Annotated in this window: 10 protein-coding genes; 2 read left to right on the top strand and 8 right to left on the bottom strand. The window is 72.5% G+C overall.

Annotated elements, in window-relative coordinates; genetic code table 11:
* Positions 1 to 33: 33 nt before the first annotated feature.
* From JN22_RS12325 to JN22_RS12285, 8 genes are all read right to left on the bottom strand, one after another.
* Complete coding sequence (locus JN22_RS12325) at positions 34 to 360, bottom strand: antibiotic biosynthesis monooxygenase family protein (protein ID WP_085554193.1); 327 nt, start codon at positions 358 to 360, stop codon at positions 34 to 36.
* Between the two features lie 70 nt (positions 361 to 430).
* Positions 431 to 2,452: a response regulator gene (locus JN22_RS12320; protein ID WP_085554192.1), complete on the bottom strand. Its 2,022-nt coding sequence runs from the start codon at positions 2,450 to 2,452 to the stop codon at positions 431 to 433.
* Positions 2,449 to 3,531 (bottom strand): chemotaxis-specific protein-glutamate methyltransferase CheB, encoded by a 1,083-nt coding sequence (gene cheB, locus JN22_RS12315; RefSeq protein WP_085554191.1) that lies wholly within the window; start codon positions 3,529 to 3,531, stop codon positions 2,449 to 2,451. Before cheB ends, JN22_RS12320 begins: the two co-directional genes overlap by 4 nt.
* Positions 3,510 to 5,828, bottom strand: a complete 2,319-nt coding sequence (locus JN22_RS34900; RefSeq protein WP_085554190.1) for a hybrid sensor histidine kinase/response regulator — start codon at positions 5,826 to 5,828, stop codon at positions 3,510 to 3,512. Before JN22_RS34900 ends, cheB begins: the two co-directional genes overlap by 22 nt.
* Positions 5,829 to 5,835: 7 nt before the next feature.
* The gene (locus tag JN22_RS12300; protein ID WP_085554189.1) at positions 5,836 to 7,308 is read right to left on the bottom strand and encodes a HAMP domain-containing methyl-accepting chemotaxis protein; all 1,473 of its coding nucleotides are present in this window, start codon (positions 7,306 to 7,308) and stop codon (positions 5,836 to 5,838) included.
* A 16-nt stretch (positions 7,309 to 7,324) separates the two neighbouring features.
* Positions 7,325 to 7,906: a chemotaxis protein CheW gene (locus tag JN22_RS12295; protein ID WP_085554188.1), complete on the bottom strand. Its 582-nt coding sequence runs from the start codon at positions 7,904 to 7,906 to the stop codon at positions 7,325 to 7,327.
* Positions 7,903 to 9,510: a CheR family methyltransferase gene (locus JN22_RS12290; protein WP_085554187.1), complete on the bottom strand. Its 1,608-nt coding sequence runs from the start codon at positions 9,508 to 9,510 to the stop codon at positions 7,903 to 7,905. The genes JN22_RS12295 and JN22_RS12290 overlap by 4 nt, the downstream gene beginning before the upstream one ends.
* Positions 9,511 to 9,530: 20 nt before the next feature.
* Positions 9,531 to 10,073 (bottom strand): chemotaxis protein CheW, encoded by a 543-nt coding sequence (locus JN22_RS12285; RefSeq protein WP_085554186.1) that lies wholly within the window; start codon positions 10,071 to 10,073, stop codon positions 9,531 to 9,533.
* 195 nt (positions 10,074 to 10,268) lie between these two features.
* On the opposite strand from JN22_RS12285, the gene JN22_RS12280 reads away from it, so the two are divergent.
* The gene (locus JN22_RS12280) at positions 10,269 to 11,459 is read left to right on the top strand and encodes a PAS domain-containing sensor histidine kinase (RefSeq protein ID WP_085554185.1); all 1,191 of its coding nucleotides are present in this window, start codon (positions 10,269 to 10,271) and stop codon (positions 11,457 to 11,459) included.
* A complete protein-coding gene (locus JN22_RS12275) occupies positions 11,437 to 11,820 on the top strand; it encodes a response regulator (RefSeq protein WP_211099641.1) in 384 nt (127 codons plus the stop codon). Before JN22_RS12280 ends, JN22_RS12275 begins: the two co-directional genes overlap by 23 nt.
* Positions 11,821 to 11,848 lie beyond the last annotated feature (28 nt).

The raw sequence follows: 11,848 nt of genomic DNA, 5'->3' as shown, positions 1-11,848 counted from the left end.
CGGGCATGACGGGAATGGGGCTTTCCGGATCCTTCACGCCGCCGGGTTGCGGGGGACGGTCTGGATGACCTCGAAGCCCTCGAACTCCGGGTGGCCGAGGTAGAGCGGCTTGGAGGAGCCGGCGCCGCCATGGGCGCTGCGGAACGCCTCCGACCGCGTCCAGTCGAGGAAGTTCTGCTCCGATTCCCAGACCGTGTGCGAGGAGTAGAGCCGGTGATCCTCCCGGTTCGGGCCGCGCAGCATGTGGAACTCGACGAAGCCCGGCACCTTGTGCAGATGCACCTCGCGGTTCAGCCAGACGGCCTCGAAGTCGCTTTCCGCCCCGTGCCGGACCTTGAAGCGGTTCATCGCGATGTACATGGCGTCGATCCTTGTTCCTGGGGAAATTCCGTCGGGTGCAGGATAGGTCCGCCGCCCGGCTTCGGCAATCTCAGGCGGCGGGTGTCTCGGCCGGCGCCTCGGATGCCTCCGCCCCGAGCGGCGAGTGCAGGGTGAAATGGAAGGCCGCCCCCTCGCCGACGGCGCCCTCGGCCCAGATGCGCCCGCCGTGGCGGTGGATGATGCGCTGGGTGGTGGCGAGGCCGACGCCGGTCCCTTCGAACTCGGTGGCCGAGTGCAGTCGCTGGAAGGGGGCGAAGATGCGGTCGACCTGCGTGGGGTCGAATCCGGCGCCGTCGTCCCGCACCGTGTAGATTGTGGCTTCTCCGTCGTCCCCGGGCCCGGCGGCGGAGAAGGCGATGGTCGCCCGCGGCTTGCGCGACGAGTATTTCCACGCGTTGCCGAGCAGGTTCTCCAGCGCCGCCCGCACGAGCTGCCGGTCGCAGGCCGCCGTCACCCCCTCCTGGATGTCAAAGACGACCTCGCGCCCGGCGTCCCGTTCCCGCAGCCCGGCGGCGATCTCGGCGACCAGCGCGCTGAGATCGACCGGCTCGCGGCCGATCTCGCCCCGGCTGACCTTGGCGAGCCGCAGCAGATCCTCGATGAGCTGCCCCATCCGCCCGGCCGCCCCCCGGATGGCGCCGAGCAGATAGGCGCCGTCGGCGTCCAGCGTCGCCGCGTGGTCGCGCGCCAGGATGTCGCCGAAGGCCGTGATGGTGCGCAGCGGCGCCTGGAGATCGTGCGACACCGAATAGCTGAAGGCCTCCAGCTCCTTGTTGGCGCGCTCCAGCTCGGCCGACAGCGCCGCCCGCGTCTGGGCGAGCCGCTGAGCGGCGCGCGCCTCCACCGCCTCGCGCGCCTTCTCCGCCAGCTCCTCGCCGACGCGGCGGTTTTCGTCCTCGAAGTATTTCCGGCGGATCTGGGCGCGCAGCCGGGCGTGGATCAGCTCGAAGTCGCTCGACTTGACGATGTAGTCGTCGGCCCCGGCGTTGAAGGCGGACACCATGGTGTCGCTGTCCTCGCAGGAGGTCAGCATGATCAGCGGGATGTCGCGCCACGCCAGCGTGTTCTTGATGCGCCGGCAGGCGTCCTGCCCCGATATCCCCGGCATGATCAGGTCGAGCAGGACGCAGTCGACGTGCTGGGCCGCCAGCAGGGTCAGCGCCTCCTCGCCGGAGGAGGCGAGGATCACCTCGTAGCCGTTCTGGCGGATGCGGGCGCCGAGCTCCTGGAGGTAGCTCGGGCTGTCGTCCACCGCCAGCACCCGTTTCGGCCCGAACAGGCTGCTCAGCTCCGGCCCGGCGGTGGCGGTGGGGCCGACCGCGCGCAGCATCGCCTCCAGCCGCGACAGGATGACCGCGACCGGCTCGCCCTTGTTGAGGAACATGTCGGCGCCGGCCTCCAGCGCCACCACCTCGAAATGGGCGGAGTCGGCGGCGGTCAGCAGCAGGCAGGGAGTGCGCCGCAACGCCGCGTCCAGCTTCAGCCGGCGGATCACCGCCATGCCGTCGATGTCCGGCAGATGGGCGTCGACCACCACCGCGTCGGGCCGCGCGGCGGCGACCGAGCGCAGGCCGTCCTCGCCCGTCGGGGCGAGCAGCACGCGGTAGCCCGCCCCCCTCAGCGTCTGGCGGAAATGCTCGCGGAAGGTGGCACTGTCGTCGATGACCAGGACCAGCGGACGGGCGTCCGCCGCCGCCGAGCGCCGCCGGCGCAGCAGCTCCTCGACGCGCGAGACCACGTAGCCGCGGTCGTAGGGCTTGCCGACATAGTCATCGGCGCCGGTCCGCATGCCGCGCACCCGGTCGCTGACCTCGGCCTCGGTGGACAGCATCAGCACCGGCAGGTCGGCGGTCGCCGGGTCGGCGCGCAGCTCCCGCAGCAGCTCGATCCCGTCGCCGTCGGGCAGCAGCACGTCGAGCAGGACGGCGACGAACGCCCCGGTGGCGATGGCCGCCCGCGCGCTTTCGATCGTGGCGCGGGCCACGCAGGTCAATCCGGCCGCCTCCAGCGCCTCCTGGAGATCCATCCGGACCGTCAGGCTGTCGTCGACGATGAGGACGGGGCCGGTCATCGCCACGCTCCCCGTGGCGGCGACAGTCCGGCGAAGTCGCGTAAGGCCGGGGCGAAGGCGTCGAGCGGCAGCATGCGGTCCACCGCGCCCAGCCGCCACGCCTCCTGCGGCATCCCGAAGATCACCGAGGTCGCCTCGTCCTGGGCCAGCGTGGCGCCGCCGGCCTCGTGGATGGCCTGCATGCCGCGGGCGCCGTCCCGGCCCATGCCGGTCAGCAGGCAGGCGACGGTGCGGGCCCCCATCTCGCGCGCCACCGATTCGAACAGCACGTCCACCGACGGGCGGCAGGAATGGCGCTCGGCGTCGGCGGTCAGGCGCAGCCGGCCGTGATCGACCACCAGATGGCGGCCCGGCGGAGCGATCAGCACCACCGGCTGGCCGCGGCCGGGCAGGAGCTCGCCGTTCTCGGCGTAGCGGACGTGGATCGGCGAGTGGGAGTTCAGCCATTCGGCGAAGGCGGCGGCGAACAGCTCGCCGATGTGGATGACGATCAGGATCGGCAGCGGGAAGTCCGCCGGCAGGTTGCGCAGGATCTCCAGGATGGCCGCCGGTCCGCCGGTCGAGGCGCCGACGACGACCAGCGAGGGCCGGTCCGGCTCGGGCGGCGCCGGCAGGGCCGCCGGGGCGGCCGCGGGCGGGATCTGGCCCAACCCCAGCCGCAGGCGCGGGTGGGTGATGACCTTGATGCGGGACACCAGCTTGACGGCGGCGAGGAAGCCGCGCTCCCACACCCCGTCGAACGCGTCGCCGGTCGGCTTCTCCAGCACGTCGACCGCGCCGGCCGCCAGCGCGTCGTAGGTCTTGAACAGGTCGCCCCGGTTGCTGGAGGATGAGACGATCAGGATCGGCGTCGGGCGGTAGGCCATGACGTATTCGGTCACCGCCAGCCCGCTCATGGTCGGCAGCACGATGTCGAGCGTGATCACGTCGGGGCGCAGCTCCAGGCAGAGGTCGATCGCCTCCCGGCCGTCGCCGGCCTCGCCGACGACCTCGATGTCGGGGTCGGCGGCCAGCACCTCGGCGAGGTGGCGCCGGACGGTCAGGGAATCCTCGACGATCAGGGTGCGGAGCTTTGCCATGCCTGTTCCACCTGTGGCCCGTTCGGCCGGTTGCCGGCCGGGCGGCCGGAGATTGGACGGTCGCCCGCCGGAGCGCCGATCAGCTGGCGGATGCGCAGCAGCAGGCGGCCCTCGTCGAACTCGCTCTTGACGATGTAGTCCTGCGCGCCCGCTTCCTCCGCCGTCCGGCGGTCCCGGTCCGAGGACAGCGAGGTGACCATGATGGCCGGAACATGGCACAGGGCCGGATCGCGGCGGATGCGGCGGATGAACTCGTAGCCGTCGATGCCCGGCATCTCGACGTCGACGACGTACAGGGCGTGCCCGCCCGCCCGCGCCTTGTCGAGCCCTTCCTCGCCGGAGCTGGCGAGGTCGACGTCGTAGCCGGCGGTTTCCAGGATGCTGCGTTCGAGCATGCGGGTCGTCAGCGAATCGTCGACCACCAGCAGCCGGCGGCGTTCCGTCGGCCTGGCCGGCGGCGGGACGCCCCGGCCGTCGCGGGCCATCGCCACCAGCCCGGCGGGGTCGAGGACGAGGCGGGGGGTGCCGTCGGCGTCGAAGGAGGCGCCGGCGACCCAGGGAACGCTGCCGCAGGCCGCCGGCAGCCGCCGCATGACGACGGTGCCGGCGCCGAGCAGCCGGTCGACGCCGACCGCCGCCCGCGCGCCGTGCGCCTCGACCACCAGCAGGGTCGGCGCGGCCGCTGGAGCGTCCGGAAAGGGAGCGTCCGGAAAGGGGGCGTCGGGGAAGGCGGCGTCCGGTGACGGGGCTCCGCCGTCCGGCCAAAGCAGCGTCGGCAGATGCAGGCAGGGAAGCGCCTCGCCGTCGATCAGCAGGGCGTTGCCCGGCAGCGGCGACGCCGTGTCCCCGGCGGTTCCCTTCGCGGCGCGGCGCACCGCGTCGAGCGGGATGGAGACGGTGAGGGGGCCGGCGGCGACCTGGAGCACCGTCAGCGACGCCAGCGAGACGGGAACGCCGATCTCCACCACGGTTCCGCGCCCGACCTCGGTGCTGGCGGTCAGCCCGCCCTTGAGGCGCTGAACGGTGTCGTGGACGAGGTCGAGCCCGACGCCGCGCCCGGCCAGGGCGGTCACGCTGCGCGCCGTGGACAGGCCGCCGCGGAAGACCAGCGTCACCGCCTCCTCCAGGGTCATGGCGGCGACCGTCTCGACCGGCCGCGACGGGTCGCGCCGCAGCGCCGCCGCCCGGATGGCCGCCAGGTCGAGGCCGCGGCCGTCGTCGCTGCAGCGAAAGACGACCCGGTGGCCGCGCCGCTCGATCCGCAGCTCCACCAGCCCGGCCGCCGGCTTGCCGGCCGCCGCCCGGTCCTGCGGGGTTTCCAGCCCGTGGGCGACGGCGTTGCGGACGACCTGCACCAGCGCGTCGCGCAGCCCGTCGAGCACGTCGGCGTCCACCAGAACCTCGCCGCCGCCGGCGGTGAAGCGGACCGGCTTGCCGAGCTGTTCGGCCGCGTCCTGCACGGTGCGTTCCAGCGCCGGGACGATGGTCGCCGCCGGGATCAGGCGCAGCCGGCGGACGGCGTCGGTCGCCCGCCCGAGGTCGCGGGAGGTCCGCTCGACCGCCTGCCCGAGATCGTCGCGCAGCTCCCGCAGGGCGTCCCTCAGCCGCTCGGCGAGCGCCCGCACCCGCGCCGTCGAGGAGTCCGGCCCGCGCCCGTTGCCGTCCCGGTCCGGCGCCAGGGCGGCGGCCAGGCTGTCCGCGAGGGCCAGGCTCTCCCTGATCGCCCCGGCGCTCCGCCCGAGCGTCTCCAGCGAAACGCCGGCCTGGGCGACGCCGCCGAGGATGCCGTCGAGATCGTCGATGCCGATCCGCAGCGTGCGCAGCGGCTCCCCCGTCCCCGTTTCCACCCCCGTTCCCGTTCCCGTTCCCGTCCCCGGCCCCGTCCCGGCCCCTGTCCCCGGCGCCGGGGGGGAGGGGCGGGCGGCGGGCGATGGCCGGGGCGCCGATGGTCCGGTGGGGGGAGCTGGCGGGACGGCCGCGGCCGGGTCGTCGATCGCCCGCAGCCGCGCGGTCATCGCCTGGACCAGCGCGCGCAGCGCGGCGCAATCGTCGGGCTGGACCTGGGCCTCGCTCTCGCGGAAGGGAACCAGCAGATCCTCGACCCGGTGGGCGGTGTCGGCGATGTCGGTCTGCCGGACCACCCGCGCCGCGCCCTTCAGGGTGTGGGCGAGGCGCAGCATGACGCCGACCGGCTGGCGCGCCGGGACGCCCTGCTCCAGGGCGAGAATGCCCTGGTCCAGCCCGTCGATCAGCTCGCGGGCCTCGATGCGGAAGAACCGATAGGGGTCCTGCGCCATCCTCCGCTCACCCCTTGGCCTGGGTCTGGACGAGTTGGAGCAGCGTTTGCGACAGGCGGGCGAGGTCGGAGGCGGTCTGGACGGTCTGGAGGGCGCTCGTCTCGGCCTCCTTGCTGGCCTGGGCGACGTTCGCCGTGGCGATGTTGACCTGCTCGACGGCGGTGGACTGCTGCTTGGTGCTGAGCCCGATCTCCCGCGCCGCCTCCGTCGTGGTGCCGACCATCGACACGATGCGGCGGAAGCCCGACGCCAGCTCGCCGAACTGCCGGGTGCCGGTCTCCACCGTCTTGACGCCGTTCTCGGTCGCCATGATGGTGGTGTGGACGGCGGCGCGCACCTCCTCGATCAGGCCGCGGATCTCCTTGGTCGAGTTGCCGACGCGGTCGGCCAGCTTGCGGATCTCGTCGGCGACGGTGCCGAAGCGGCGCCCGGATTCGCCGGCCCCGGCCGCCTCGATGGTGGCGTTGATGGCGAGGATGTTGGTCTGCTCGGCCAGCTCGTTGATGATGTCGAGGATGCCGCCGATCTGCTGCGACTTCCGCCCGAGGTCGAGCATGTGGGAGACGATGAGGTCGACCTGCCGCTTGATGCCGCTGATCGCCTCCTGGGCCTGCTCCACCGTCTGGTTGCCGTTGTTGGCGTTGGCCGCGGTTTCCTCGGCGATGCGGGCGACCCGCTGGGCGCTCTCGGCGATCTGCTTGGAGGTGGCCAGCAGCTCCTGGACGGTGACGGTGATCTCGTTCATCGCCGTCGCCTGCTCGCGCGAGCCGCTGGCCTGCTGGCTGGCGGCGCTCTGCAACTCGGTGGAGGAGCTGCGGATGTGCTGGACGGCCGATCCGATCTGGCGCTTCAGCGCCCGCGTCAGGCCGAAGGCCAGGGCCGAGCCGGCCAGGATCGCCAGCGCGCCGAGGGCGGTCGCCAGCAGCGTCGCGGAGCGCGACCAGGCCACGGTTTCCCGCCAGTTGGCGTCGAGCAGCGTCTCCTGCCGCTGGGTGAAGGCGTCGATCGCGTTGCGGGTGTCGCGGGCCTTCGGGCGCAGGTCGGTCTGGAAGCTGGACGCGACGCTGTCGAGCGAGATGCCCGACTGGCGCAACTGCACGAAGCGCTGGACCTCGCTCCAATAGTCGGCCTCCCGGCGGACGATCGTGGCGAACGCCTCCTCGTCGGCCTGTCCGGAGATCAGGCCCTGCATCGGGGGCAGCAGGTCGAGGAACTCCTTGCGGGAGGCGGAGACGAAGGCCAGCGTCGCCTCGTCGGGCACCAGCAGATAGCCGCGCATGGCCGAGGTCGTCTTCTCCGTCGCCGAATCCATGTCCTTGGCCAGCATGACCAGCCGCGCGTGCACCGACAGGGTCTGTTCCGCCTTGTCGAGGACCGCCGTCAGGGTGACGGCGGTGGCGAGGCTGGTCAGCACCGTGACCATCACCATGCCGGCGAAGCCGAGCCCGATCTTCCGTCCAAAGCTCCAGGTGCGTTCCATCTGCGGCGTCCCTTCTTCAGGCCTTGCGGGTGTCCTGGGCCGTCGCGCGCAGGGCCGCGGCCAGCCGGGGGAGGTCGATGACCAGACGCGGCGGCTCCCCGTCCCGCCGCAGCACCTGCCGGACATGGGGGCGCGGCCCGGCGGAACCGGCCTCGTCCAGCGCCTCGCGGGCAACCGCCACATGCCCGTCGAAGCGGTCGAAGGCGAAGGCGAGCGGCTCCTCCCGCCCGTCGTCGCGGCCGGCGAGGGCGAACCAGCGCGGCGCGTCCGGCATCCTCTCCAGCCCGAGCAGCGCCGCCAGCCCGAAGACCGGAACCAGCCGGCCGCCGATGCCGGCCACCCCCAGCAGCCCGGCCCGCCCGCCGGGCAGCGGCACGACCGGCCGCGCCGCCTCCAGGCGCGCGAGGTCGCGGAGGGCGAGCGCGTAGGGCTCCGCGCCGAGGCGGATGGCGGCGAATTCCTCGGTTTGCGCGGCCGGGCTTTGCCGGGGCAGGGCGAAGGAGCGGTCGAAGGCGTCGCGCATCGCGCGGAGGGCGGAGCGGGCGGCGGCCGTCTCGGAATCGGGGTGGCCGGAATCGGAAGGGCGATCGCCGCTCATGCCGGCCTCCCCGTGGCGAGGAGTTCGGCGCGGCACAGCCGCAGCAGCGTTTCGCGGTTGAAGCCGCCGCCGAACAGCAGGATGCGGGACGCATCCTCGCGCTCCAGCAGGGTGATGGCCTGGCGGAAGGCGCGCCGCGCCGCATCGGGGCGCCGGCCGGCCCGCGCCAGCCGGCCCATGTGGACATGCGGCATCGCGAAGCCGGGGTCGAGGTAGGCGGCGGTCCGGGCATGCTCCCAGGCCGCGGCGGGGTCGCCGTCATGGTCGGCGCAGAGCGCGATCAAATAGTGGGCTCCGGCGTTGCGTCCGTCCTGCGCCAGCAGCCGGCGGCAGACCTCGCCGGCCGGCCGGACCGCGCTGCGCTGGGTCAGCGCCACCGCCAGCAGGAGCTGGGCGTCGGGATGGTCGCGGACGTCGGGCGGCAGGGCGTCCAGGGCCCGCACGGCGTCGTGATGGCGCTCCCGGTGCAGCAGGCTGCGGACGGCTTCGAGCTGCCGTGGGGCGGCGGGCCGGGCGGCGAGGGCGTCGGCGGCCGCGACGCCTGCCGGGGAGGGGGCGGGCCGTTCCGGCGGTTCCGCTTCATGGGGGGCAAGGGCCGCCAGCAGGGCGGTGATGCGGTCCGACGCCTTGGCGATCTCGTCCGGCCAGGAGGGGGCCGGCTCGCACGGGGGAGGCCCCGCCACGGCCGGCGGAAGCGGAAGGTCGGGGGGGCAGCCGCCTCCCGCCCCTCCCGCCCCTCCCGGCGCGGCCGGGCGGCGGTAGTAGAAGCTGTCGTGCGTGTGGCAGAGATCGAAATCCCCGCTGATTCCACGCAGGGTTTCCGCCGCGCCGAGGAACAGGAAGCCGCCGGGAGCCAGCGAGCGCGCCAGCCGGCCGACCACCGCGCGCATGGCCGGGACCGTGAAATACATCAGGACGTTTCGGCAGAAGATGATGTCGAAGCGGTGCTCCGCCCAGAAGGCCGGATCCTCGTCCATCAGGTTGCGGGTTTCGAAGGCGACCATCGCCCTGATCCTCGGGTCGAGATGGAGGGCGCGGCCGACGTTCCGGAAATGCCGGGCGCGCTGGTCCTCCGGCGTCGCCCGCAGCGCCCATTCGGAATAGACGCCGTGCCGCGCCCGTGCGATCTGCGCGGAGTCGATGTCGAGTCCGGTGACCGCGATGTCCCAATCCCCCCCGGCGAGGAGGGGGTGGATCCGCGCCGCCATGGCCAGGCTGTAGGGCTCCTCTCCGCTGGAGCAGCCGGCCGACAGGATGCGGAGCCGCCGGGAGCCGGCGGAGGATCGGGCGCGTTCGGTCAGCGCCACCTCGCTGAAGGCGGTGATCTGGTCGATGTGGCGGAAGAAATAGGTTTCGTTGACCGTCAGCCGCTCGGCCAGCGCCCGCAGCTCCGGATGGTCGGGCGGCGCCCGCTCGAGCAGGGCGAGGTAGGTTCCGGCGTCCGGGCAGCCGGCCGCCCAGGGCCGCGTCGACAGCAGGTCGGCGAACCGGTCGCGGCGTTCGTCGGCGAACGCCATCCCCAGGCGGCGCGCCAGGATGTCCCGCAGGCGCTCCGCCGCGTCGGAGTCGCGTCCGTCGCTGTCGGGGGCGCCGGTCTCGGTCATTCCGGTGCGTCGGGAAGCCGTCATGAGGGAAGGGCGTCCGTGTTGCGGGGCTCCGGCATGCCGCTCGCGGGTAGGGCGGCCGGAGTCCGGAGGGTGGCCGGAAGCAGGCGGGTGGCCTCCAGCACCATCAGCAGCGCGCCGTCGAGGGTGCCCAGCCGTCCCACCACGTCCATGGGCATGCCGGCGAGCAGCGGCGGCGCCGTCGTCAGGCTGCGCGCCTCCAGCCGCCGGACGCCGATCACGCGCTCGACCGCCAGGGCGACGCCGCCTTGGTCGTCCTGCCCCCCGGTCCGCAGCGTGACGAAGCGCCGCACGTCCCCGGTCGCCATGGAAGGGGCGGCCATGGTTCCGGCGGGACGGCCGAGCAGGGCCGACAGCACCACCACCGGGGTCGGGACGCCGCGAATGACCGACAGTCCCGCAACGAAGTCGGGACAGCCTTGCAGCCGCTCGATTGCCATGGGCCTCATTGTTTCCACGACACTCATGAGTGGCACCGCGCACAGCGTTTCGCCGGTACCGATCAGAAGGCTTTGAACCGTTTCGGGCGAGAGTGCGGCCATGCGGCAATGCCCTCGTTATTTCTGAGGGAATTAAAATTGCGCGACGGCCTATTATCCCTATGGCAGGCTATCAGGTAAACGTTAAATATAGATTGTGAATCATGCTTTGCTCATCGTACCGTTGTCTCGTTGCAGCCCTTTCCGCATCGCATATGTCATAAGATGTCTCGTTAGGCGTTTTGTCGGGGATAAAATATGACCAATGTCAGGGCGAAAGCTGGTTGTCCTGAAACCGCTGCCGGACTCGATTCGGGCGTTGATCAACCGCAGGACCTACACACGCATGCGATTATTGCGTGTGACAAGAATGAAACGTTGCGGTCATGGTCCGATGCCGCGCGACGCCTCTGCGGCTACGAGGCGCGGGAGATCCAGGGGCGGCCGCTGTCGCTGCTGCTCCCCTCCCGGGCGGAGGGGGCGGACACCGGGGCGGAGCCGCTGCGCCTCATGATGGAGCGGGCGCTGCGGGACGGTTTCTGCCAGGGCATGGCCGCCTTCCGCCACAAGGACGGAAGCACCCTCCTGCGCCCGGCGCTGGTCACGCCGACGCGCGGCGAGGCCGGCGAGGCGACGGGCTTTCTGATCGCCGCCGCCCCGTTCGACATCGCCGCCGCCCAGGAGACGATCCAGGCGCTGCGCACCAGGGTGAAGGTGTTCGACGCGCTGAATCAGGCCAAGGACCGTTTCCTCGGCCGTCTGCTGCACGACATCCGCACGCCGGTCGGCGGCATCACCGGCTTCGCCGCCACCCTGCTGATGCGGCTGCCGGGCCCGCTGACCGCCGACCAGGAGCGGCAGATCGGCATCATCGAGACCTGCGCCCAGGAGCTTCTGACCCAGATCAACGGCCTGCCGGACGCCCTGCGCATCGAGACCGGCACCATCGAGCCGCGGCTCTGCCGGGTGTCCTGCCGGGCGGTGGTGCAGGAGGTGGCGCGGGAATGGCGGGACGCGGCCCGCTCCAAGGGGCTGACCTTCGAAACCGCGATCCCGGATGGCGAGGTGGTGCTGCGGACCGACCCCCGGATCCTCGAGATGATCCTGAGCCGTCTGGTCGCCAACGCGGTTCTCCACACCGAGCGCGGCGGGGTCTCGGTGTCCTGCGACCGGCCCGCCGCCGGGCAGCGCGAGGTCGCCATCCGCATCGCCGACACCGGCCCCGGCCTGTCCGCCGAGGATCAGGGCAAGCTGTTCCAGCCTTTCACGCAGCTGGTGTCGACCGCGCCGCGCACCCGGCGCGGGCCTGGGCTCGGCCTCTATCAGGCGCGGCGGCTGGCCGGTCTGGTCGATGGCCGCGTGCTGTGCGACAGCGCCCTGGGGCGGGGCAGCGTTTTCAGTCTCGTTCTACCGTTTGGGGGCGATCATGGCGCGCATCCTGGTGATTGACGACAACCCGGACAACATGGAGCTGATGACCTATCTGCTGCGTGCGGCCGGCCATCAGACCTTGCGGGCCGCCGACGGAATCGCCGGCCTGGAGGCGGCGACCGGCCAATCCGCCGACCAGCCGGTGGATCTCATCGTCTGCGATTCCCACCTTCCGGGGATGGACGGTTCCGCGGTGGTCCGCCGCCTGAAGGCGGATCCGGAACGCTCCGCCATTCCGGTCCTGGTGGCCACGGCGTCGCGCGGCGGCGACGACGTGGCGAGGCTTCTGGCCGACGGCTTCGACGGGTTCATCGCCAAGCCCATCGTGCCGGCGGATTTCCTGCGACGGATCGAGCAGTTCCTGCCCGCCATGGCGTGAAGGGGGCGGGGCGGAGGGCGTGTTGGGG

It is taken from the genome of Azospirillum agricola (assembly GCF_020005195.1).
Lineage (GTDB): Bacteria > Pseudomonadota > Alphaproteobacteria > Azospirillales > Azospirillaceae > Azospirillum > Azospirillum agricola.
Note: the sequence above shows the minus strand (reverse complement) of the source record. Positions and strands in the feature narration are given on the sequence as shown.

Bases quoted from the DNA above. Each gene is read 5' to 3' on its own strand.
- JN22_RS12325 (WP_085554193.1), bottom strand. From the start codon at position 360: ATGTACATCGCGATGAACCGCTTCAAGGTCCGGCACGGGGCGGAAAGC.
- JN22_RS12320 (WP_085554192.1), bottom strand. From the start codon at position 2,452: ATGACCGGCCCCGTCCTCATCGTCGACGACAGCCTGACGGTCCGGATG.
- cheB (WP_085554191.1), bottom strand. From the start codon at position 3,531: ATGGCAAAGCTCCGCACCCTGATCGTCGAGGATTCCCTGACCGTCCGG.
- JN22_RS34900 (WP_085554190.1), bottom strand. From the start codon at position 5,828: ATGGCGCAGGACCCCTATCGGTTCTTCCGCATCGAGGCCCGCGAGCTG.
- JN22_RS12300 (WP_085554189.1), bottom strand. From the start codon at position 7,308: ATGGAACGCACCTGGAGCTTTGGACGGAAGATCGGGCTCGGCTTCGCC.
- JN22_RS12295 (WP_085554188.1), bottom strand. From the start codon at position 7,906: ATGAGCGGCGATCGCCCTTCCGATTCCGGCCACCCCGATTCCGAGACG.
- JN22_RS12290 (WP_085554187.1), bottom strand. From the start codon at position 9,510: ATGACCGAGACCGGCGCCCCCGACAGCGACGGACGCGACTCCGACGCG.
- JN22_RS12285 (WP_085554186.1), bottom strand. From the start codon at position 10,073: ATGGCCGCACTCTCGCCCGAAACGGTTCAAAGCCTTCTGATCGGTACC.
- JN22_RS12280 (WP_085554185.1), top strand. From the start codon at position 10,269: ATGACCAATGTCAGGGCGAAAGCTGGTTGTCCTGAAACCGCTGCCGGA.
- JN22_RS12275 (WP_211099641.1), top strand. From the start codon at position 11,437: ATGGCGCGCATCCTGGTGATTGACGACAACCCGGACAACATGGAGCTG.